General features: G+C 64.8%; 23 protein-coding genes. 16 read left to right on the top strand and 7 right to left on the bottom strand.

The annotated features are described in order from the left end of the window. Positions 1–71: 71 nt before the first annotated feature. Positions 72–1,418, bottom strand: coding sequence for an MmgE/PrpD family protein (locus tag NCR34_RS27235; RefSeq protein WP_250501358.1), 1,347 nt, complete (start codon positions 1,416–1,418; stop codon positions 72–74). Positions 1,419–1,610: 192 nt separating this feature from the next. Between NCR34_RS27235 and NCR34_RS27230 the strand changes: the two genes are divergently transcribed. Continuing rightward, on the top strand, positions 1,611–2,207 hold the full coding sequence (locus tag NCR34_RS27230; RefSeq protein WP_241270029.1) for a hypothetical protein: 597 nt from the start codon (positions 1,611–1,613) through the stop codon (positions 2,205–2,207). A 69-nt stretch (positions 2,208–2,276) separates the two neighbouring features. Further along, positions 2,277–2,861, top strand: a complete 585-nt coding sequence (locus NCR34_RS27225; protein ID WP_248324213.1) for a hemerythrin domain-containing protein — start codon at positions 2,277–2,279, stop codon at positions 2,859–2,861. A gap of 124 nt (positions 2,862–2,985) precedes the next feature. Here NCR34_RS27225 and NCR34_RS27220 read toward each other — a convergent pair whose 3' ends face one another. The 3 genes from NCR34_RS27220 to NCR34_RS27210 all read right to left on the bottom strand — a co-directional run bounded on the left by NCR34_RS27220 (position 2,986) and on the right by NCR34_RS27210 (position 4,936). Beyond that, positions 2,986–3,483 carry a YciE/YciF ferroxidase family protein gene (locus NCR34_RS27220; RefSeq protein WP_175943707.1) on the bottom strand — a complete coding sequence of 166 codons (498 nt, stop codon included), beginning with the start codon at positions 3,481–3,483 and terminating at the stop codon, positions 2,986–2,988. Between the two features lie 84 nt (positions 3,484–3,567). After that, the gene (gene nadE / locus NCR34_RS27215; RefSeq protein ID WP_175943709.1) at positions 3,568–4,413 is read right to left on the bottom strand and encodes an NAD(+) synthase; all 846 of its coding nucleotides are present in this window, start codon (positions 4,411–4,413) and stop codon (positions 3,568–3,570) included. 22 nt (positions 4,414–4,435) lie between these two features. Beyond that, entirely contained in the window at positions 4,436–4,936 is a 501-nt protein-coding gene (locus tag NCR34_RS27210; RefSeq protein ID WP_248323626.1) for a CinA family protein, read from the bottom strand. 166 nt (positions 4,937–5,102) lie between these two features. On the opposite strand from NCR34_RS27210, the gene coxB reads away from it, so the two are divergent. From coxB to NCR34_RS27175, 7 genes are all read left to right on the top strand, one after another. Next, positions 5,103–6,059 carry a cytochrome c oxidase subunit II gene (gene coxB, locus NCR34_RS27205; protein ID WP_250501357.1) on the top strand — a complete coding sequence of 319 codons (957 nt, stop codon included), beginning with the start codon at positions 5,103–5,105 and terminating at the stop codon, positions 6,057–6,059. Continuing rightward, the gene (gene ctaD, locus NCR34_RS27200; protein WP_248323628.1) at positions 6,056–8,017 is read left to right on the top strand and encodes a cytochrome c oxidase subunit I; all 1,962 of its coding nucleotides are present in this window, start codon (positions 6,056–6,058) and stop codon (positions 8,015–8,017) included. The genes coxB and ctaD overlap by 4 nt, the downstream gene beginning before the upstream one ends. Then, positions 8,014–8,658: a cytochrome c oxidase subunit 3 gene (locus NCR34_RS27195; RefSeq protein ID WP_248323629.1), complete on the top strand. Its 645-nt coding sequence runs from the start codon at positions 8,014–8,016 to the stop codon at positions 8,656–8,658. Before ctaD ends, NCR34_RS27195 begins: the two co-directional genes overlap by 4 nt. Positions 8,659–8,667: 9 nt before the next feature. Further along, entirely contained in the window at positions 8,668–8,994 is a 327-nt protein-coding gene (locus tag NCR34_RS27190; RefSeq protein WP_248323630.1) for a hypothetical protein, read from the top strand. Continuing rightward, positions 8,973–9,980 (top strand): cytochrome c oxidase assembly protein, encoded by a 1,008-nt coding sequence (locus NCR34_RS27185; protein ID WP_248323631.1) that lies wholly within the window; start codon positions 8,973–8,975, stop codon positions 9,978–9,980. Before NCR34_RS27190 ends, NCR34_RS27185 begins: the two co-directional genes overlap by 22 nt. A gap of 43 nt (positions 9,981–10,023) precedes the next feature. Further along, on the top strand, positions 10,024–11,310 hold the full coding sequence (locus NCR34_RS27180; RefSeq protein WP_371747474.1) for a cytochrome c: 1,287 nt from the start codon (positions 10,024–10,026) through the stop codon (positions 11,308–11,310). Between the two features lie 322 nt (positions 11,311–11,632). Further along, complete coding sequence (locus NCR34_RS27175) at positions 11,633–12,889, top strand: glycosyltransferase family 4 protein (RefSeq protein WP_248323632.1); 1,257 nt, start codon at positions 11,633–11,635, stop codon at positions 12,887–12,889. Between the two features lie 51 nt (positions 12,890–12,940). On the opposite strand, the gene NCR34_RS27170 is transcribed toward NCR34_RS27175, so the two are convergent. Continuing rightward, entirely contained in the window at positions 12,941–14,050 is a 1,110-nt protein-coding gene (locus NCR34_RS27170) for a nucleoside hydrolase (protein WP_248323633.1), read from the bottom strand. A gap of 161 nt (positions 14,051–14,211) precedes the next feature. Between NCR34_RS27170 and NCR34_RS27165 the strand changes: the two genes are divergently transcribed. Genes NCR34_RS27165 through NCR34_RS27140 form a run of 6 tightly spaced genes read left to right on the top strand, consistent with a single transcriptional unit; the run spans position 14,212 to position 17,632 of the window. Continuing rightward, on the top strand, positions 14,212–14,568 hold the full coding sequence (locus tag NCR34_RS27165) for a CidA/LrgA family protein (RefSeq protein WP_248323634.1): 357 nt from the start codon (positions 14,212–14,214) through the stop codon (positions 14,566–14,568). Further along, positions 14,565–15,299 carry an LrgB family protein gene (locus NCR34_RS27160; protein ID WP_248323635.1) on the top strand — a complete coding sequence of 245 codons (735 nt, stop codon included), beginning with the start codon at positions 14,565–14,567 and terminating at the stop codon, positions 15,297–15,299. The genes NCR34_RS27165 and NCR34_RS27160 overlap by 4 nt, the downstream gene beginning before the upstream one ends. Before the next feature lie 41 nt (positions 15,300–15,340). After that, entirely contained in the window at positions 15,341–15,760 is a 420-nt protein-coding gene (locus NCR34_RS27155; protein WP_248323636.1) for a hypothetical protein, read from the top strand. Continuing rightward, positions 15,757–16,977, top strand: a complete 1,221-nt coding sequence (locus tag NCR34_RS27150; RefSeq protein ID WP_248323637.1) for an Nramp family divalent metal transporter — start codon at positions 15,757–15,759, stop codon at positions 16,975–16,977. Before NCR34_RS27155 ends, NCR34_RS27150 begins: the two co-directional genes overlap by 4 nt. Further along, a complete protein-coding gene (locus NCR34_RS27145) occupies positions 16,974–17,339 on the top strand; it encodes a hypothetical protein (RefSeq protein WP_248323638.1) in 366 nt (121 codons plus the stop codon). The genes NCR34_RS27150 and NCR34_RS27145 overlap by 4 nt, the downstream gene beginning before the upstream one ends. Further along, positions 17,339–17,632 carry a PRC-barrel domain-containing protein gene (locus tag NCR34_RS27140; protein ID WP_248323639.1) on the top strand — a complete coding sequence of 98 codons (294 nt, stop codon included), beginning with the start codon at positions 17,339–17,341 and terminating at the stop codon, positions 17,630–17,632. Before NCR34_RS27145 ends, NCR34_RS27140 begins: the two co-directional genes overlap by 1 nt. A 6-nt stretch (positions 17,633–17,638) precedes the next feature. On the opposite strand, the gene NCR34_RS27135 is transcribed toward NCR34_RS27140, so the two are convergent. Beyond that, a complete protein-coding gene (locus NCR34_RS27135) occupies positions 17,639–18,601 on the bottom strand; it encodes an alpha/beta fold hydrolase (protein WP_248323640.1) in 963 nt (320 codons plus the stop codon). Positions 18,602–18,739: 138 nt separating this feature from the next. Here NCR34_RS27135 and NCR34_RS27130 point away from each other — a divergent pair, with 138 nt between their 5' ends. Next, positions 18,740–18,976 carry an MARCKS-like protein gene (locus tag NCR34_RS27130; protein ID WP_248323641.1) on the top strand — a complete coding sequence of 79 codons (237 nt, stop codon included), beginning with the start codon at positions 18,740–18,742 and terminating at the stop codon, positions 18,974–18,976. 21 nt (positions 18,977–18,997) lie between these two features. Here NCR34_RS27130 and NCR34_RS27125 read toward each other — a convergent pair whose 3' ends face one another. Beyond that, positions 18,998–19,423 carry a CBS domain-containing protein gene (locus NCR34_RS27125; protein ID WP_175943742.1) on the bottom strand — a complete coding sequence of 142 codons (426 nt, stop codon included), beginning with the start codon at positions 19,421–19,423 and terminating at the stop codon, positions 18,998–19,000. Between the last annotated feature and the right edge of the window lie 67 nt (positions 19,424–19,490).

Here is a 19,490-nt window from a genome sequence, read left to right as displayed (position 1 = left end):
TGTCTTGCCTCCGTGGCTTGCTGTGAGTCTTCGCGAACGCAGCACCTCGCATGCCGCAATCTTTGGAGGCTTTACCACGCAAGCAAACCGGTCAGCTCGCGCAAGCGGATGGTTTCGAGTTGGCGGACGGCTTGCCGGATCGCGGTGGATCGGCCCGCGTCCAGTCGGTCGGCCGTCAGGCGCTCGAACTTGGCATCGACCGCGCTCCAGGTCATCGGACGCGTGTGGAAGCCTTCGTAGTCCGCTTGCTCGCCGTCGATGATCGCGCCATTCGTCATCACGATCTGCATCGACACCGGCATCTCATCCGGGATGCGGTTCGTATAGTCCGCGTTCGGCGCGACATTCACGCGTCGCAGAAGGCTTTGCACGTCGTTGCGCCGTATGCGCTCATCGGCGAACTGCTCGGGCCATACTTCGCCATCGAGCAAAGCAACGGCAATTAGATACTTCAGGTTGTGATCGGCCTGCTCCTTGGTCCAGCATTGATCCTTCGGGCCGTATGCGCCGCCGCCAAGCACCTGATACGCGCCATCCGACACCTGCACGTTCACCTCCGCGATTTTCCGCGCGTCGATGTCATGCTGGTTGCGCAAGCGGATGGCGAGATCCACGGCGCTTTGCGACTGAAATTCGGCGTCGTGCTTCTTGATGGACACGCGAAGCGGCACGTCGAGCCGTTCGCGGCTCCAGTCGAGCGGCGGCTTCGCGCCCGCCAGATGAAAGAGTCCCATCGGTCCTTCGAAGACGCCCATCGGCCCGGTAACGCCGTTGCGCGCGAGGAACGTGTTGAGAAGCGCGCGGCTCGCCGCTTCGCCCGATGCGAGCCCCTTCCACTCCGATACCGGCTCGGCCTGAATCGCGGCGAGCGACACCGCGCCGACGCCCGCGAGCGCGAGCGCCTGCGCGCAGCGCCATTCGTCGAGCGCGAAGAGGCTCGATGCGCCCGCCGCGACCGAAAAAGCCAGCGGCGTCGTGTAATTGATGCCCGCGCGCATCGTCGGTATGTCGAGCAGACGCGTCTGCACCTGATACGCGATGGCGAGCGCCGTGAGGAACGCGGCGCCGGTCGCGTCCGCATATTCCCCAGCTGCGACGAGCGCGCCGATATTGTCCGCGGGATGGCACACCTCGCCGCGAATCGCCGTGTTGTCCATGAAGTCGAGATAGCGGACGAGGCAGCCGTTATACAGCGCGGCGCGATCCGGCGCGCCGCTTCCGCCGCCGATGAACGTGACGAGCGGCGGCCCGCCGAACTCGGTCACGAGGCGGCGCACCTTCAGCATCGGCGGATGTCCGATCGCGCCGATCGCGCAGCCGAGCGCATCGACGATGCTGCGCTTGAGCCTGTCGAGCGCCGCATCGCCGAGATCGCCGATATGCACGCGGCCGATGAACGCGGCAAGCTGTTCTGTCATCGACGGTTGCTCTTCTCTGTCGTTCGCCGTCGCCACCATGACGGTTCCCCTCATCCTCTTGGCAATGGCTGCGTTCGAGCATTGCACGTACCACTCGTCACGGCGGAATGCGGTTTGCTTGAACGATCACGCTCAGGCGCCACGCGCGCCCGTGCGTCGCACCTTCCTCCGCTTCCTCAGAAGAGGTAAATCATGAGTGACCCCTTCCCCTTTCCGAAGTCTCCCGCCAACGACGTCTCGCGACGAAGCAAACCCGCCGCTATCGCGCGCGGTCTCGGCTGGTACAGCCTGGCGCTCGGCGCCGCTCAACTGCTCGCGCCGAATTCGGTCGCGCGCGCGGCCGGCGTGCGCACGGGCTCGACGTTGATGCGCCTCTATGGCCTGCGCGAAATCGCATGCGGCATCGGCATTCTCGTCTCGCGCGATCCCACGCCGTATCTGTGGGCGCGCGTCGGCGGCGACGCGCTCGACCTCGCGACGCTCGTCACCGCATCGGACAGAACGAGCCCGCGCGCGCTGACCGCGCTGCTGAACGTGGCGGGCGTCACCGCGCTCGACATTCATTCGGCCACGGCGCTCTCCTCGCACGCCGAAGACGAGCGTCGCGAAGCGCAGCTTCGAGGGCAGCGGTTCGCCTCGATGTATCGCAACCGCAGCGGCTTTCCGCGCTCGCCCGAAGCCATGCGCGGCACGGCGTTGCGCGACTTCGAAACGCCGCGCGACATGCGCGCGCCCGACGAGATGCTGCCGTACACGCATGCGCAGTACAAAAAGGCGAAAGGCGCCTGACGCCCGCCGGCAAGACAACTTTCCCCACCATCGAAGCACGCGCGAATACGCGAAGGAGTCATCGTGGACATGTCATCCTGCTCGCCCTCCATCACGACGATGATCCGCATGGATCACACGCACGTCATGGCGGCGTTTCATCGTTACCATGCCGATAGTGCGTGGTGGCGCAAACGCGCCATCGTCGAGCTGGCCTGCACGGCGCTCGAAATTCATGCGCAACTCGAAGAAGAGATCTTCTATCCCGCGCTCGCCGAAGCGATTCCGGGCGACGACACGCTGGAGAAGAGCAAGCCCGAGCACGACAAGATGCGCGAGGACATTGCCAAGCTGCGCGCGATGGGTCCGGACGACGCCTCCTACGATGCCCGCTTCATGCAGTTGATGCGGGAAGTCATTCACCACGTGGCGGACGAAGAGACCGTGCTGTTGCCGACGGCCGAGCGCGCGCTGGCTTCGCGTTTGTCGGAACTCGGGCAGCAGATGACCAAGCGCAGGATGCAACTGGTCGGGCAGAAGCGTCCCGCTTCGATTGCGGTGAACACGGTCGGCACGTTCCCGCTGGCTTCGCTCGCGCTGATCTCGCTCGGCGCGCTTGCCGTCGCGCAAATGCTCCGGCCCTCGCCCTCGCGCCGGGCGAGGGAGTACGCGTAAAGCGGTAGGGGCCCAAGCCGCGCGTCGGTCGGGCGCGCGGCGCTTGAGAGATAAAAAAAAGCGCGACGGGGGATGCGGCGCGCTCGTTCCTGCTCAGGTAGCGACGACGAGTGTGGGGATCTCGTCAGCCAGCCGCCTTGACTTCCTCGGCCATCTGCGTCTTCGCGAGTTGCGTGAGCTTTTCGTCGGTGGATTTCTCTTCCTGCAACGTCTCGAGCAGCAGGTTCATCGCTTCTTCCTGGCCGAGCTGCTTCGCCAGCGTCGCGAGCGTGCCGTACGTCGCGATCTCGTAGTGTTCCACCTTCTGCGCCGCGGCGATCAGCGCGGCATCGCGAATCGGGCCTTGTTCAAAGTCTTCGATCTGCTCCTGCCCTTCCTCGACCAGCCCTTCCATCGCCACGCACTTGATGCGCTTGAGCTTGACGCCGCACAGTTCGACCACCTTATCGATCCGTTCAATCTGACCGTTGGTTTCTTCCAGATGCTGCTGGAACGCCTGCTTGAGCTGCTCGTTGGTGCTCGCGCGTGCCAGCTTCGGCAGCGCCTTCGTCAGTTGTTTCTCTGCGCTATAAACGTCGGACAGTGCGTGAATGAACAAGTCCTGCATAGTCTTCGATGCCATCGATGCCTCCGTTTCAGGGTGAGTGGGTTCGCACCGGCCGGTGGGCCAGCCGCGCATGTCTATCGCGCAATCGCCATTCCAGTCTCAGACGCGCGGCACTTCGAGCGGCAGCGCGCGCTTGTGGCGCGTCGCCATGTAAAAGCGGCGTATGGTCGTAAGCACGTCTTCGCTCACGTCCTTGCCTTCCAGAAAATCGTCGATGTTCTCGTAGCTGATGCCGTAGCTGTCTTCATCCGGCTTCTGCGGCGTGAGCGTTTCGAGGTCCGCCGTCGGCACTTTCATGACGAGACGATCGTCCGCGCCCATCGAACGCGCGAGCGCACGCACGCGGCGCTTCGTGAGTCCGGAGAGCGGCAGGATGTCCGCGCCGCCGTCGCCGTACTTCGTGAAGAAGCCCATCAGCGATTCCGCCGCGTGGTCCGTGCCGATCACGACGCCGCGCCGCGCGCCGGCAATCGCGTACTGCGCGATCATCCGCTCGCGCGCCTTGATGTTGCCGAGAACGAAGTCTTCCTGGAAATCGTCGGTGTATTGCGCGCCGCCTTGCTTGAGCGCCGCGATCATTTCGTCCGACGGTCCCTTGACGTTGACCGTCAGGGTCTCGTCCGGGCGCACGAATTCGAGCGCGGCCTGCGCGTCGTCTTCGTCACGCTGCGAACCGTACGGCAGCCGCACCGCGACGAAATGCGCCTCGTAGCGGCGCGCGCGCAGCCGCTCGACGGCAAGTTGCGCAAGACGCCCGGCCGTGGACGAATCCACGCCGCCGCTGATCCCGAGCACGTAGGTTCGCAGCCCCTGCGACGTCAGATAGTCGGACAAGAAGGCGACGCGCCGCTCGCGCTCGGTGTCGGCATCGAAGTCCTGGCTGACGCCCAGCTCTTGAGCGATCTGCTGCTGCCACTGCCTCCATTCGCTTTGGCTCTGATCCATGTTCGTCCCCCAACGGTATCGATCAATGTCTCGGCAGACGGTCGAAGTAATGCTCGAGGCGCGAGATGGCGTAGAGCGCCGCCGCGCGCCGCACTTCGTTGCGTTCGCCATCGAAGACCTTCGTCTCGCTGAACGTGACGATCTGCCCGTCGCGCAGCTTGTACGACCATGCAAAGCATTGCGTGCCCGCCTCGGGGCCGTCGCCGGGCGGAGCATCGGCCACGCCCGTGTTCGACACCGAGACGGTCGCGGAGCAGCCTTCCTGCTTCAGCGCGCCTTCCGACATCTCGCGCGCCACTTCCTCGCTCGTGAGGCCGTATTGCTTCATCGTCTCCTCGCGCACACCGAGAAAGCCGGCCTTGCCCGAAGGCGAATAGGTGACGAAGCCCACGTCGAGGCAACTGCCGCTGCCCGGCACGGACGAGATGAGCGACGCGATGTAACCCGCCGTGCACGATTCGGCTGTCGCAAGCACCAGGCCACGCGAGGTCAGAAAAGAAACGACTTGTCGTGGTACGTCCATGTTTACTGTCTCCTTGTTCTCGCTGCCAATGACCTTGCAGGCAAGTGCAAAGCAATCGCTGCACCAAAGAGCAGCGGTCCGTCCATGGAATGTCTATTGCTTTAACCGACGAACACGTCCCCGAGCCGTATGAAAACCATAACTCCGCACAATCAAACAAACGGCCATGCAGAGCGCTCTTAGTCCGGCAGGCATCCAGGCAAGTCGCGTCCTGGAGCTATGGCACATCACGCTGACTGTCTGCTGCGTGGTGTTCGCCTGCGTGCTCCTCGCGTGCATGTTCGCGCTCTTGCGCGCCCCGCGCGGCAATCAGGCGACGCCCGCCGATATGAGCAAGCGCGAGCGGCCGGAGCGCGGCATTCACCGCTTCGTGATCGTGGGGACCGTTCTGTCGGCGCTGGGTCTCGTCAGCCTGCTGATCGCCGATGTCGTCACCGATCGCGCCTTGTCGCGGCTTCCGGTCGACAACGCGCTGCATGTGGAAATGACCGGCTATCAATGGTGGTGGCAGGCGCGCTATGCGCCCGAAGGCGGCGCCGACGGGTTCGCGGTGGCGAACGAGCTTCATGTGCCGGTCGGCCGGCCGGTGGTCGTGTCGTTGAAGGCCGCGGACGTTATACATACATTCTGGGTGCCTAATTTACATGGCAAGAAGGACATGATCCCCGGCCAGGACTCGACCATCACGTTCCGCGCCGACCGCGCGGGAACGTATCGCGGGCAGTGCGCGGAATTCTGCGGCTACGAACACGCGATGATGGCGTTCTCGGTCGTCGCCGACCCGCCCGCGCAATATGCAGCGTGGGCCGCGCAACAACGGCAGACAGCGAGCACGTCGAGCGACGCACTCGCGATGCACGGACGCGACGTCTTCCTGAACGGCGACTGCGCCCGCTGCCATACGGTACGCGGCACGCCGGCCAACGGCTCGGTAGGCCCGGACCTCACGCATCTGGCGAGCCGGCAGACCATTGCGGCCGGCACCTTCGTCAACAACGCGCACAACCTCGCGGCGTGGATCACCAATCCGCCCGCCCTCAAGCCCGGCGTCATGATGCCGGCGACGCAACTCGCCCCTGGCGATCTCCAGGCCCTCGTCGTCTGGCTCGGAACTCTCAAATGAGCGCGCCCGCTTCTTCCCGCTTCGGCCCGGCCGATGACAACGGCTCCCGTCCCGTCGACGGTCCGCACGCCTCGCCCGCCGTGCGCGAAACGCTTGCCGCGACGTGGAGCGATCCGCCCGGCTTCATCGGCGCGCTGTCGGCGATCAATCACAAGACGGTGGCGCGCCGCTTCATCGTGACGACGTTCGCCTTCTTCGTGCTCGCGGGCCTGCTCGCGCTCGCCATGCGCATGCAGCTCGCGCGGCCCGATCTGCGGCTGATCGGCCCGAATCTTTACAACGAACTCTTCACGATGCACGGCACGACGATGATGTTTCTCTTCGCCGTGCCGGTGATGCAGGCCGTCGCGGCGTACCTCGTGCCGCTCATGATCGGCGCGCGAAGTGTCGCCTTCCCGCGCATGAACGCGTACGCGTACTGGGTGTTTCTCTTCGGCGGCATCCTGCTGTTCGCCTCGCTCGCGGTGAACAGCGCGCCGGCCGCCGGCTGGTTCAGCTACGTGCCGCTCGCGGGCCCCGACTATTCGCCGGGCAAGGGCTCCGACATCTGGGCGCAGATGATCACGTTCACTGAACTCTCCGGCCTGATCGAAGCGGTCATCCTCATCAGCACCATCTTCAAGATGCGCGCGCCCGGCATGTCGCTCAACCGCATGCCGCTTTTCGTGTGGGCCACGCTGGTCACGCAGTTCATGGTGATCTTCGCGATGCCTTCGGTCATGCTGTGCAGCACCGCGCTCATTCTGGACCGGCTAGTCGGCACGCATTTCTATAACCCGGCGAAGGGCGGCGACGTGCTGCTCTGGCAGCATCTCTTCTGGTTCTTCGGGCACCCGGAGGTCTACCTCGTCTTCATTCCGCCGTTAGGCTTCATCTCGTCGATCATTCCTACCTTCGCGCGCCGCCCGGTGTTCGGCTATCCCGCGATGGTGCTCGCGCTCATCGCCACCGCGTTCCTCGCATTCGGGCTGTGGGTGCATCACATGTTCGCGACCAATCTGCCGGAGCTCGGCAAGAGCTTCTTCACGGCGGCGAGCCTCACTATCGCGATTCCATCGGCCATTCAAATCTTTTGCTGGATCGGCACGCTCTGGACCGGCCGCCTGAACCTGCGCACGCCGCTGCTCTTCGTGCTCGCGTTCTTCTTTATTCTCGTGATGGGCGGAATGACCGGCATCATGGTCGCCTCCGTTCCGCTGGACCTGCAAGTGCACGACACGTACTTCGTCGTCGCGCATCTGCACTACGTGCTGCTGGGCGGCGCCGTGTTTCCGCTCTTCGGCGCGTTCTTCTACTGGTTCCCGAAATTCGCGGGCCGCATGCTGTCCGAGCGGCTCGGGCGCTGGCAGTTTTGGCTGTTCTTCATCGGCTTCAACGTCACCTTCTTTCCGATGCATCTGCTCGGACTGCATGGCATGCCGCGCCGTGTCTGGACGTATCCGCACGGGCTCGGCTGGGACGGCATGAACCTGATGTCGACCATCGGCGCATGGATCATCGCGGTGAGCGTGCTGCTTTTTATCGTCAATGTGGTGCTGACGCTGCGAAGCAAACAACCCGCGCCTGCCGATCCGTGGGGCGCGGGCACGCTCGAATGGAGCATGCCGTCACCGCCGCCGCCGCATAACTTCGACGCGATTCCGGTCGTGCACGGGCGCGATCCGTTGTGGGAACCGGCGGGCGAGCCGCGCTTCGTCGGCGGTCTGGCGGCCGATGCGCGCGAAGTGCTGATGACGAGCGTGCTCGATGCGAAGCCGGACCATCGACCGCTCTTTCCGTCGCCTTCCATCTGGCCGTTCATCAGCGCGGTGGTGACGACGATTCTCTTCATCGGCTCGATCTATTCGCCGTGGGCCATCGTGTGGGGCTCGCCGCCGGTCGCCGCGGCGATGATCGCGTGGTTCTGGCCGAAGCGATCGAGCAATGCGTTCGCAGCCGCACGGGAGCAGCGCCCATGAGTACCGCCAGCAACCTTCGGAACGCGCAGACGCGCCCCGACGAAGCGAACGCTACCGAACTCGACGTGCGCGGGCTTCCGACCTTCGCGTTCGGGCATCGCAGCGTCATGTGGTGGAGCACGGCGGGGCTGATGCTGATCGAAGGCACGGTCTTCGGCATCGCCGTGATGATGTACTTCTATCTGCGCACGCATGCGCCCGCCTGGCCGATGGCCGCCTCCGCGCCCGAATTGCGCTGGGGCACGCTCAATACGGTGGTGCTGCTCGCGAGCATGCTGCCGAACCAGCTCGCCAAGCGCGCCGCCGAGCGCTTCGACCGCGGACGCGCGAAGCTATGGATGACGGTGTGTCTCATCGCGACCATCGTGTTCATGGTGCTGCGCGGCTTCGAATTCGCGACGCTCAACGTCAGCTGGTACACCAATGCGTACGGCTCGGTCGTGTGGCTGCTGCTCGGCCTGCACACGACGCACCTCGTCACCGATTTCGTCGATACCGCCGTGCTGACCGTGCTGCTTTTCACCGGCCCGTTCGAGGGCAAGCGCTTCGTGGACGTGAGCGAGAACGCCGTGTACTGGTACTTCGTCGTACTGAGCTGGCTGCCGATCTACGGCGTCATTTACTGGGCACCCCGCTTTTGACTCGCGATCATGCTGACCTGGCCCGCTCTCCTCTTCGCACCGTCCGTCCTCCTCGGCTTGTTGAGCCTGAACTACGCGCTCGTCGAGCCGTCGTGCCATTTGCAGAGCATGCTGCTGTTGCACGGCATGAGCGTGGCGAGTCTCGCGGTAAGCGTCCTCTCGACACTGCTCGCCTTCGGGCGCTGGCGCAGCGCGCGGCGCGAAGCCGACCCGTCCGCGCCCGCGCTGCGCTCGCGCGCAGGCTTCATGGCCCTCGTGGCGACGGGAGTGGGCACGCTCTCGTCGATCGGCATCATTTTCATCTCGTTACCGCAATGGCTGCTTTCCGCTTGCTGACAAGGACGGCGGCGGGCGTCGCCGCGATCGCGTTCGCCGATGCCGCGTGCGCTCACGCGGTCTCGCCAGGCGCGAGCAGCGTCCCCGCGAGCTTCGGCTGGACATTCGAGCCGTGGGTCGTCGTGTGTCTCGCGTCGAGCATCGGACTCTATCTCGCCGGTTATGCGCGGCTTCGCGTGCGCGGGGCGCGCGGACGGCGCGACCGCGCCCTGCGTCTCGTTTCATTCGTGACCGGCTGGATCGCGCTCGTCATCGCGCTCGTGTCGCCGCTGCATACGTTAAGCGAGGCGCTCTTTTCGGCGCACATGCTTCAGCATGAGATCTTCATGCTCGTGGCCGCGCCGTTGCTCGTGATCGGCAGGCCGCTCGCGGTGTGGCTGTGGGCGTTTCCTCCGCGCGCGCGGCAAGGCATCAGCGCCGTGACGCGCAGCGCGTGGATCAACACGCCGTGGCGCTGGCTGACCATGCCTGCCGTTGCGTGGGTGCTGCATGCGGCGGCCTTATGGTGCTGGCACGCGCCGCGCTTTTTCGAAGCCGCGCTCGCCAGCGAAGGGATTCATACGCTGCAACACACGAGCTTTCTCGGCACCGCGCTGCTCTTCTGGTGGACCGTGTTTCGTCCCGCCTCGGAGGACGGCTCGCGTTCCCACAGCGCGCACGCGATGCTGTCGCTCTTCACCACGATGGTCCATACCGGCGCGCTCGGCGCCCTGCTGACGCTCGCGCCCGAGGTCTGGTATCCGTCGTGCATCGAAAGCACGCTCGCGCTCGGCTTCGATCCGCTACAGGATCAGCAACTCGGGGGACTCGTGATGTGGGTGCCGGGCGGTCTCGCCTATCTTGTCGGCGGGCTACTGGTCGGCGCGCGCTGGCTGGCGAGGCGGCCGGCATCGACGCTCGCGCCCGCCACGTCCGCCACGTCCGCCACGTCTGCCGCGCGCCCGGCGGCGTCAACCACTCGCCTGCGGGCGCACGAGGAGTCCTGACATGCGCTCGTTCACGAGAGTCCGCCTGCGCCGATCGCTTACCATGCGAGGCATCGCGGCCGCATCGCTCGTCATGGTCATGACGGTGGCGGCAAATGTCGCGGATGCGGCGGAACAGGCGCCCTCGCCCGAACTGATCGCACGCGGCGCGTATGTCGCGCGAATCGGCGATTGCGCCGGTTGCCACACCGCGCCGAAAGGCGGCGCGCCGTACGCGGGCGGCCTCGGCGTGAACTCGCCGTTCGGCACCATCTACAGCAGCAACATCACGCCCGATCCCGAGCTCGGCATCGGCAAATACAGCTATGAAGATTTCGTCCGCGTGATGCGCGAAGGCGTCGCGCCCGGCAACAAGGGACTGTATCCCGCGATGCCTTATGCGTCCTTCGTGAAGATGAACGAAGACGACTTGCGCGCGCTCTACGCGTACATGATGCACGGCGTGCCGCCGGTGCATTACAAGCCGCCGCCGACGGACGTGTCGTTTCCGTTCAATCAGCGTTGGGCGCTGCGCGTGTGGCGCTGGGGTATCGCGCCGAAGAAGGTGTACGAGCCGCGGCCCGAGCGCGATGCCACATGGAATCGCGGCGCGTATATCGTGCAGGGACCCGGCCATTGCGGTGCCTGTCACACGCCGCGCGGGCTTGCGTATCAGGAGCGCGGCTACGACGAATCGTCCAAGACATATCTCTCGGGCGCGGTCACCGACAACTGGTACGCGATGAACCTGCGCGGCGATCCGGGCTCGGGTCTCGGGCGCATGTCGACAGAGGAGATCGCGTCGTTCCTGAAGACGGGGCATGGCGGCGACAAGACGATCGCGTTCGGCACCATGGTCCAGACCATCGAGGACAGCCTGCAGTATCTGAACGACGACGATCTCACCGCCATCGCCACGTATCTGAAGACGCTGCCCGCGACCGGCGCCGCCGATGGCACGTTCGATCCCTCGCTCGCGCCGCCGGGGCGCCTCAAGACGCGCGCGCCCGACAAGCCGCCCGGTCAGGGCGCGGCCGTCTACGCGACCTTCTGCGCGCAATGTCACCTCGATACCGGCAAGGGCGTGCCGAAGGCGTTTCCGAGGCTCGCGGGCAACCCCGCCGTCATCAGCGAGGACACGACGTCGCTCATTCGGCTGATCGTCGAAGGCGGAAACAGCCCGGACACCACTCACGGGCCGCCGCGGCAAAACATGCCGGGCTTCGCGGGCCGTCTGTCAGATTTGCAGATCGGGCAGGTGCTCTCTTACATCCGCTCGTCGTGGGGCAACGACGCGCGGCCGGTCACCACGAACGATGTCGCGTCCTTTCGTAGCAAGATACATAAGTAACGGCGGTTACATTCACGGGTAAATCGTGCAGATTCGTCGGACGCTTCGATAAGACATGGTTGCCGACCAACGATCGGACAAAAAGACTTCGTTCCACTAAATAGGACTTTCATTTCCTTACGTTTCGCTTTGAGCCTTCTCAAGCTTTTTGGCTTATCCTAAACTCTTGCTTACGAGTCAGAGCGAAACGTGGACCTGTGGATTCCGAGTTCGTCTTCGGGGGAAGATGACCACAGTTAGCGCACTCCTCGCCCTCGCCGCATCGCCTCACGGGTGACAGCCAGGGTGCCTCTAGAAGAACGACAATATCACTTCCAACGCCGTGAAAATTCTCATCGTCAACACGTTGTATTACCCGGACAAGGTCGGTGGGGCCGAGGTATCGACGCAACTTCTCGCCGAAGGCCTCGTGAGAGCCGGCATGGAAGTCAGCGTGGCCTGCGCGACGGGAACGGGCATGGACAGCATTTCCGAATTGAACGGGGTGAAGGTCTATCGTCTGCGTAACGCCAATCTGTACTGGCCGCATCGGCCAAAAAAACGCTCGCGCGTGGCGAGATTTGCCTGGCACGCGCTCGATGTCTATAACGTCGTGATGTCGCGCAAGCTCGCCGGGATCATCGCGCAGGAAAAGCCCGACGTCATTCATACCAGCAATCTCGCGTGTCTCTCGGTGGACGTGTGGCGCGTGGCGCGCAACGCGGGCGTGCCGATCGTGCATACCGCTCGCGACTATTACCTGATGTGTCCGTCCACGACAATGTTCTCGGACGCCGAGCCTTGCAAACGGCAATGCGCATCGTGCGCGCTGTATTCCGCGCCGAAGCGCGGCGCGTCGGCACGCGTGGAAGTGGCCATCGGCGTGAGCCGCTTCGTGCTGCAAAAGCATCTCGACAACGGATACTTCCCGCACGCGTCGCGCACGGCGGTCGTGAGCAACTGCTATATCCCGAGCGAGGATAGCGCGGCGCTCGTCAACAAGCGGCGCTATGAAGGCGGCCCGGTGCGGCTCGGCGTGCTCGGGCGCGTGGCGCGCGACAAAGGCTCGGAGGTCGTGCTCGAACAACTGTCGGCCGATCACACGCTCGACTGGACGCTCGCGTTCGGCGGCAATGGCGAGGCCGGCTACATCGCATCGCTCAAGACGAAGTATCGCGACCCGCGCGTGCAGTTTCTCGGACACGTGAAGGCGAGCGACTTCCTCAATAGCATCGACATTCTCATCGTCCCTTCCATCTGGCACGAACCGTTCGGGCGCGTGATCGTGGAAGCGTACTCGCACGGCTTGCCCGTCGTCGGCGCGAACCGGGGCGGCATTCCCGAAGTCATCGAACCGCGTTCCGGTCTCGTGTTCGACATGGATCGGCCGGAGACGCTCATCCAGAAGATCCGCGAAGCCATCGAACTGCTCAAAGAGCCGTCCGTGCACGACCGGCTCCGCAAACACGCCGATACCTTCAACCCCGACACGATGGTGAACGCGTATCTCGACATCTACCGCAGCGCGCTCGAAGGCGCGATGACGAGAAGCGCCGAGCCGGTCGCCGCCGCCATCACGCCCAAGGCACACATGGATTGATGACCGCGCAACGCGGTCATCGCTCATTGGCCATCAGTCATTGGCCATCGGTCATTGAAACTTCACGGGCACCGGACTCGTCAGCAGGTTCACGTAAAGATTGAAGAACCTGGCGTTGTCGTACTTCGTCACATAAGTGATCTTGAGCGGTGAAGCGCCGGGCGCGGGCGCGTCCGGATACACGCGCACGTGCCCCTGATTTTCGCCCGGCGTGGTGTCGATATCGAGGTACGCGCTCTGCGTTTCCGTCGCGTAAGTCGGGTCGAGGAAGTAAGGCATCGTCAGCGTGTCGTAGATATCGGTATGGCTCGCGAAAGCATTCGCGTTCTCCACCGCATAGACCTTCGTGACGGGCGTCTGTCCGGTCGGCGGATTGACGATCTGGTCATAGATGCTTTCGGTGAGCGGCACGGTGTTGGTCACATCGAGCGGAATCACGCGCTGCGGAATGGTCGTCTGCAACAGCGTGCGCACGGCCACCGGATCGAACCACCAGTTCAGTTCGCCCACGGCGTTCGCGTTGCCCGGCACGTTCATCGCGCCGCCCATGTAGACGATCTGCTTGATGAGCGGCACGATCTCGGGCGCCTTCTTCACGGCAGTGGCGAGGTTCGTCGGCGGTCCCACTTCGATGATCGTCACCTGGTTCGGATAGCGCTTGATGCTGTCGATCATGAAGTCCGCGGCGGCTTCCGTTTGCAGTTTGGTCGACTGCGCGAAGCCGTCGGGGGGCGCGGTGAGTTGCGACGCGTCGGTGGGCTCCGGGCGCATCCACGCGCCGAAGTACCCGTTCGGATTCGCGGCCTGCTGCGCGCGAATGCTCGCCACATCGTACTGAAGCGGATAGTTCGCGCCGGCGTACACGCCGACCCGGTTCTGCACGCCCATGCGCTCGACGGCCTTCAGCGCATCGGCTTCTTCCTGCAAGAGCCAGTCGTTGCCCGTCACGACGCACAAGCCGAGCAGATTCACCTTGCCCTGCCCCATCAACTGGCTCGTCATCGCGAAGAGCTGGCCGTCATCGCCCATCGTGTTGAAGTCGGAATCGATGATGACCTTCGGCGCGTCATTGTAGGCATCGTGATGATCGGAGCCGCCGCAAGCGGCCACGAGGCAGGACAGAAGCGGCGGAATCAGCGGAAGCAGTCTGCGGGGCGCCATGATTGTCTCCTTGTCGTTAAACGTTCTGAATGGCCGCGCTGGCAAGCGGCCTGATTCATTCTAGGAGCATTCACTGCGTTCGGAGGCACGATCGTCGATGCCTGCGGGAGCGCACTTTGCTGGCATCGCACACCGCGCAGTGAACGTCGACAGGTCCCGCCATGCTTCTTTCCCTTGCCGTGCTGCTGCTCTTCCAGTGTTTCGGGGAAGGCGTCTCGTATGTGTTCCGGCTTCCCGTGCCGGGGCCGGTCGTCGGCATGTTGCTGCTGCTCGCGTTTCTTATCGCGCGGCCGCGCGCCGCCGATACCATCGAGCCGACCGCGAACGAACTGCTGCGTCATCTCTCGCTGCTTTTCGTTCCGGCGGGCGTCGGCATCATGGCATCCGCGAGCGCCGTGCGCGGCGATCTCGTGGCGGTCGTGCTGGCGATCATCGTGAGCACGACGCTCGGCATCGGCGTGACGGCCATCGTGATGCGCGCGCTGATGCGCCGCCAGGCGGGAGACGAATCGTCATGAGCGCGATCCCACGGCTCAACGCGATATGGGTCTACCTCGCGGCCTCGCCGCTGCTCGGCCTGACCATCACGCTCTTTGCGTATCTGATCGCGCAGTCCGTCTATACGCGATGCCGCTTCAATCCGCTGGCCAACCCCGTGTTGATCGCGGTGGCGCTCATCGTCGCAGTGCTCCAGATCAGCGGCACGCCGTATCCGACGTATTTCGAAGGCGCGCAGTTCGTGCACTTTCTGCTGGGGCCCGCGACGGTTGCGCTGGCGTTGCCGCTCTACCGGCAACTGGGCAACCTCAGACGGCTCGCCGCGCCGCTTTTCGTCGCGCTGTTCGCCGGGTCGATGACCGCGATCGTATCGGCGGTCGCTATCGCGTTATGGCTCGGCGCATCGCGACAGACGATTGCATCGCTCGCGCCGAAGTCCGCCACCACGCCCATCGCGATGGCAGTGGCGACGTCCATCGGCGGCATACCGTCGTTGACGGCGGTGCTCGTCATCTCGACGGGCGTGTTCGGCGCCGTGTTCGCGCGCGTGATTCTCAACGCGCTGCGCGTCGCGGAGCCGGAAGCGCGTGGCTTCGCGCTCGGCGTGGCGTCGCACGGCATCGGCACGGCGCGCGCCTTTCAGGTGAGCCAGCAGATGGGCGCGTTCGCCGGTCTCGGCATGGGGCTCAACGGCATACTCACCTCGTTTCTCGTGCCGGTGCTGGTGCCCGTGCTGGCGCGCTGGCTCTGAACGAAGGCGACGAAGGAACGCGCCTTGCTCGCTGCGGCGCCATGAAGCCCTTCCGTTCACTGTCGCTCGCGCCGCTCGTTGTCGCGCTCGCGCTGGCATGCGCCGCGTGTTCGTCGTCCGACGATGCCGCCTCCGATGCCCGCATCGTGCTGTCGTATGCGCGCTCGGCGTCGCAGTGGATGGACTCGTGGCTCGACGGCAGCTCGCCGTCGTCGTACGCCAGACGCTCGGTCGATTCGGCCAGCGAACAGATCGGCAAGATAGCGGGCGACCTGCAACGCGCGCACGCGCCCGCCGATGCCGCCTCGCAGGTTCACGCGGTACAGGCCGCCTTCGATACGGCGCGCAATGCGCTCGAATCCGGCGACCGCGCGCGCGTCACCGAAGCGCGCTCGACGATGCATGACGCCGCCTCACGCCTCGACGCGTGGCTGCGCGCGCAAGCCGGTGACGCGTCATGAAGAAGCTGCTGGAGATATCGCTCGGCATCGTGACGAGCGTCGGCGGCTTCCTCGAAATGGGCGAGATGTCGACTGCCGCGCAGGCCGGCGCCGCGTTTCACTATCAATTGCTATGGACCGTCGTGCTCGGCACGGTCTGCATCGCGTTCCTCACCGAAATGTCGGGACGCTTCGCGGCGGTGAGCGGACACACCATCGTCGACGGCATTCGCGACCGCTTCGGCATCAAGCTGCTCGCGCTGCCGCTCATCTCGACGGTGATCGTGAGCTTTCTCGTACTGAGCGCCGAGATAGGCGGCGTTTCGGTGGCGCTCGAATTCGCGACGGGCATCTCGTATCGATGGTGGGCGCTGCCCGTCGCGCTGCTCTCGTGGCTTTTCTTGTGGCGCGGCACGTTCGGCATGCTGGAGAAAGGCATCTCGCTGCTCGGCCTCGTCACGCTGTGCTTCGTCGTCGCGATCATCCGGCTGCGGCCCGAATGGACGCAGGTGGCCGCCGCTGCGGTGCCGAGCCGCCCGCATGAACACGCCGCGACGTACTGGTTCATGGCCGCGAGCATACTGGGCGCGTCGCTTTCGCCCACGCTCTTCCTGTTCTATTCGTCGGGCGCAATAGAAGACCGCTGGGACCGCAGCTATCTCTGGCCCAATCGCGCGATTGCCGCACTGGGCATGCTGTTCGGCGGCGTGATCTCGGCGGCCGTGCTCCTCGTGGCGGCGCAGGTGCTCAACGGGCGCGGCATTCTGGATGTCGAAGACTTCCATCAACTGCCGCTGCTTCTCGTCGATGCATTCGGCATGTGGGGATTCGTGCTCTTCGTGGCGTCGCTCGGCATTGCATCGCTCGGCGCGGCGCTGGAAGTCGCGCTGCTCGAAGCGTATCTCTTCGCGCAGGCGTTCGGCTGGAACTGGGGGCAGGACTGCCCGCCGCGCGCCAATCCCGGCTTCAGCCTCGTCTATACCTGCGCCTTGCTGCTCGGCGCGTTGCCCATTGCCGCCGGCGCCGATCCGCTCAAGCTCACGGTATTCTCGATGGCGCTCACCGCCGTCAACTTGCCGTTGATGGTGGTGCCGTTCATCGTCTTGATGAACGACGAGCACTACATGGGCGAGCACTGCAACGGACCGATATCCAACGTGGCGGTGATCGCCATTACCGCGCTCGCGTTCGTGCTCGGCATCGTCACGATCCCGCTCGAATACTTCGGAGGCACATGATGGACGTCGTGCACGATATCCTCGACAAGCAGCTCGTCGACAAGAACGGCGTGCGCATGGGACGCGTGGATGGCCTCGTCGCCGAACTGCGCGACGGCGAATTGCCGAGGCTCGTGTTCATCGAAACCGGTATGATCGTCATGGCGCGGCGCTTCGGCAGGCGGGCGCATCGGCTGATGAGCGCGTTGCTCGCGCGTATCGGCGCGGGCCACAAGACCACACCGTATCGCATTGCGTGGAAGGACGTGCGCAAGGTCGCCGTGGATATCGAACTCGACGTGGATGCCGACGACACGCCCGTGCACGACTGGCAACGCTGGCTGCGCGAGCGGACCATCGACCGCATTCCCGGAGCGCGCTGATGCAGACCGTCAATCTCGATGAACTCGTCGGCCTGCGCGTCACCGCGATGGATGGCCGGCGCGTCGGCCGCATCTCCGCGCTGCTGGCCGAGAACCGCGGCGGCGACTGGGTGATCGCCGCGGTGCGCATCGAGACGCACGGCTTCGCGAGTCGCGTGATGCGCTGGATGGCGATGGCGCTTTCGCCTGCGTCCTTGCGAAAGAGGCTCGCGCAGAAGCCGCTCGATGTCGCGTGGGACAAGCTCGACTGGGCCGACCTGCGGCAGCCGCGCCTGCGCGAACAGGCGCGTTGATCGGCGTCACTCGATGGCCATGGCCTCGATGGCATCGGCGATGCGGCCCGCTTCATCATAGTGAAGCATGTGCCCGCGATTCGGCACCACGGTGATCGTGCTCTGCGCGATGTCTCCGTGCAGCCGTCCCGACTGCGAATCCGCATCGACGATCGTGTCGTCCTGGCCCGCGAAGATGCGCACCGGCACGCTTACTTCGCCGTAACGCCGCGACAAGTCATGCGCCGCCGGCACCATGTAGCCGGCGTCCTCGCCGATCGCGCGCATTTGCGACGGACGCAGCAGCAACTCGCGCGGCAGCATCTCGCGAAACACGTCCGGCACGGGCTGCGGCGCGAACATCAGGCGCAGGTTCGGATTGATCATCAGACGCGCGGCAATGGGCGAGACCGTGTAGCGCATCACATCGCCGATGACGGGTATCGCGGCGGGCGCGGTGAGCAGCACGTCGAAGCGGGCGCTCGGATAGAAGTAGCCGCTGATCAGCGCGAGCCCGCGAATGTCGATGCGCGGATCGAGCGCCATGGAAAGCGCGGCGAGACAGCCGAGCGACTGGCCGACCACGACCGCCCGCGTCAGTCCCATGCGCTTGAGCGCCTGTTGAAAGAGCGCCGCCTGCGCCTGCGGCGTCCATGCGCGATCGCGCGGACGTTCGCTGAAGCCGAAGCCGGGACGGTCGAACGCGATCACGCGATGCCGTTGCGCGAGCCGGTCGAAGAGTCCGCTCGCCACATAGTCTTGCAGCATGACGAGATTGCCGTGCAACAGCACGATGACCGGGCCTTCGCCTTCGTCGATGTAATGCAGACGCACGCCGTCCACGTCGATGAAGCGCCCGACCGGCGGATGATCGCGCTCGGCGCGGCGGGCGCGCAGCGCAGCCCACGCGGCCACGCCGAGCGATGCAGCCGCGACGGAGCCGGCAAGCAGTTTGCCCGATGACAAGGCGCTGGATGATGTCTGAGGCATGTTTCCCCGATGGTCTTGATTGAAGCGCGAAGCGCACGAAGTGAGTGGGCGAGCAAAGGCCGTGCCCCTCGCGGTTCTCAACTCTCGGAACGGTGCTTGCTGCCGTTGAACACGACTTCCACTCAGCGAGACCTGACCATGAACCAGAAAACGCAAGACCCGCAAAGCGCCGTATCGGAGGATGGCCACATCGAGAGCCAGCCGATTCCCGGCCACAACGAAAACATTCCGACGAACCCGGCGGATGACCCGAAGCGCGGCCCGACCGAAGACCGCGCGCCGGACGCGACGCCAGATACCAAACCCGGCACGCCGCCCGGCTCGCAAAGCGAGAACGATCGCCTGAAGACGCCGGAGGACGGCAATCCGCTGTAGATCGAACGGGCTAACGTGTCCTTATCTGTCGGGTACGGAAGGCGTCGAAATGGCCTGAATGGTCGAGGACACTTCCCCGTCGGAATAGATCGCGATATCACCCAGCGCGAGCATGCCGACGATGTTTTTTTCGCTGTCCACGACAGGCATGCGGCGAATCTGCAGCTGCTCCATTCTGCGCATGGCGTCGTGAATCTCGTCGTCTTCGAAGCACCATTCGACGGGTTCGCTCGCCACGTCCTGCACCGCGCACGACGACTCCTTGCCCACCGACACCGCGCGCACCACGATGTCGCGGTCGGTCACGACGCCCTTCAGGCGCGTGCCGTCGCACACCGGAAGCGCGCCGACGTTGAGTTCGTCCATCAGTTCGGCCGCGCGGCGAATGCTCTCGTTGGGCGCGATGGTCTGCACGCCGCGTGTCATTACTTCGGCTACCTTGGTCATGACTTCCTCCTCGTTGCATGGCGACTCCCGATGCAGCATGCAGCGTGCCGTTGTCTCGCCCGGCGCG

Origin of the sequence: Caballeronia sp. GAWG1-5s-s, from assembly GCF_023631445.1 — a bacterium.
Taxonomy (GTDB): domain Bacteria; phylum Pseudomonadota; class Gammaproteobacteria; order Burkholderiales; family Burkholderiaceae; genus Caballeronia.
The sequence above is the reverse complement of the archived record's forward strand: the minus strand, read 5'-3'. Positions and strand labels throughout refer to the sequence as shown.

Bases quoted from the DNA above. Each gene is read 5' to 3' on its own strand.
- NCR34_RS27160 (WP_248323635.1), top strand. From the start codon at position 14,565: ATGAGCGCGATCCCACGGCTCAACGCGATATGGGTCTACCTCGCGGCC.
- NCR34_RS27210 (WP_248323626.1), bottom strand. From the start codon at position 4,936: ATGGACGTACCACGACAAGTCGTTTCTTTTCTGACCTCGCGTGGCCTG.
- NCR34_RS27145 (WP_248323638.1), top strand. From the start codon at position 16,974: ATGATGGACGTCGTGCACGATATCCTCGACAAGCAGCTCGTCGACAAG.
- NCR34_RS27155 (WP_248323636.1), top strand. From the start codon at position 15,341: ATGAAGCCCTTCCGTTCACTGTCGCTCGCGCCGCTCGTTGTCGCGCTC.
- NCR34_RS27195 (WP_248323629.1), top strand. From the start codon at position 8,014: ATGAGTACCGCCAGCAACCTTCGGAACGCGCAGACGCGCCCCGACGAA.
- NCR34_RS27220 (WP_175943707.1), bottom strand. From the start codon at position 3,483: ATGGCATCGAAGACTATGCAGGACTTGTTCATTCACGCACTGTCCGAC.
- NCR34_RS27235 (WP_250501358.1), bottom strand. From the start codon at position 1,418: ATGACAGAACAGCTTGCCGCGTTCATCGGCCGCGTGCATATCGGCGAT.
- NCR34_RS27130 (WP_248323641.1), top strand. From the start codon at position 18,740: ATGAACCAGAAAACGCAAGACCCGCAAAGCGCCGTATCGGAGGATGGC.
- NCR34_RS27180 (WP_371747474.1), top strand. From the start codon at position 10,024: ATGCGAGGCATCGCGGCCGCATCGCTCGTCATGGTCATGACGGTGGCG.
- nadE (WP_175943709.1), bottom strand. From the start codon at position 4,413: ATGGATCAGAGCCAAAGCGAATGGAGGCAGTGGCAGCAGCAGATCGCT.
- NCR34_RS27135 (WP_248323640.1), bottom strand. From the start codon at position 18,601: ATGCCTCAGACATCATCCAGCGCCTTGTCATCGGGCAAACTGCTTGCC.
- NCR34_RS27125 (WP_175943742.1), bottom strand. From the start codon at position 19,423: ATGACCAAGGTAGCCGAAGTAATGACACGCGGCGTGCAGACCATCGCG.
- ctaD (WP_248323628.1), top strand. From the start codon at position 6,056: ATGAGCGCGCCCGCTTCTTCCCGCTTCGGCCCGGCCGATGACAACGGC.
- NCR34_RS27230 (WP_241270029.1), top strand. From the start codon at position 1,611: ATGAGTGACCCCTTCCCCTTTCCGAAGTCTCCCGCCAACGACGTCTCG.
- coxB (WP_250501357.1), top strand. From the start codon at position 5,103: ATGCAGAGCGCTCTTAGTCCGGCAGGCATCCAGGCAAGTCGCGTCCTG.
- NCR34_RS27150 (WP_248323637.1), top strand. From the start codon at position 15,757: ATGAAGAAGCTGCTGGAGATATCGCTCGGCATCGTGACGAGCGTCGGC.
- NCR34_RS27190 (WP_248323630.1), top strand. From the start codon at position 8,668: ATGCTGACCTGGCCCGCTCTCCTCTTCGCACCGTCCGTCCTCCTCGGC.
- NCR34_RS27165 (WP_248323634.1), top strand. From the start codon at position 14,212: ATGCTTCTTTCCCTTGCCGTGCTGCTGCTCTTCCAGTGTTTCGGGGAA.
- NCR34_RS27140 (WP_248323639.1), top strand. From the start codon at position 17,339: ATGCAGACCGTCAATCTCGATGAACTCGTCGGCCTGCGCGTCACCGCG.
- NCR34_RS27170 (WP_248323633.1), bottom strand. From the start codon at position 14,050: ATGGCGCCCCGCAGACTGCTTCCGCTGATTCCGCCGCTTCTGTCCTGC.
- NCR34_RS27225 (WP_248324213.1), top strand. From the start codon at position 2,277: ATGTCATCCTGCTCGCCCTCCATCACGACGATGATCCGCATGGATCAC.
- NCR34_RS27185 (WP_248323631.1), top strand. From the start codon at position 8,973: ATGGCTGCTTTCCGCTTGCTGACAAGGACGGCGGCGGGCGTCGCCGCG.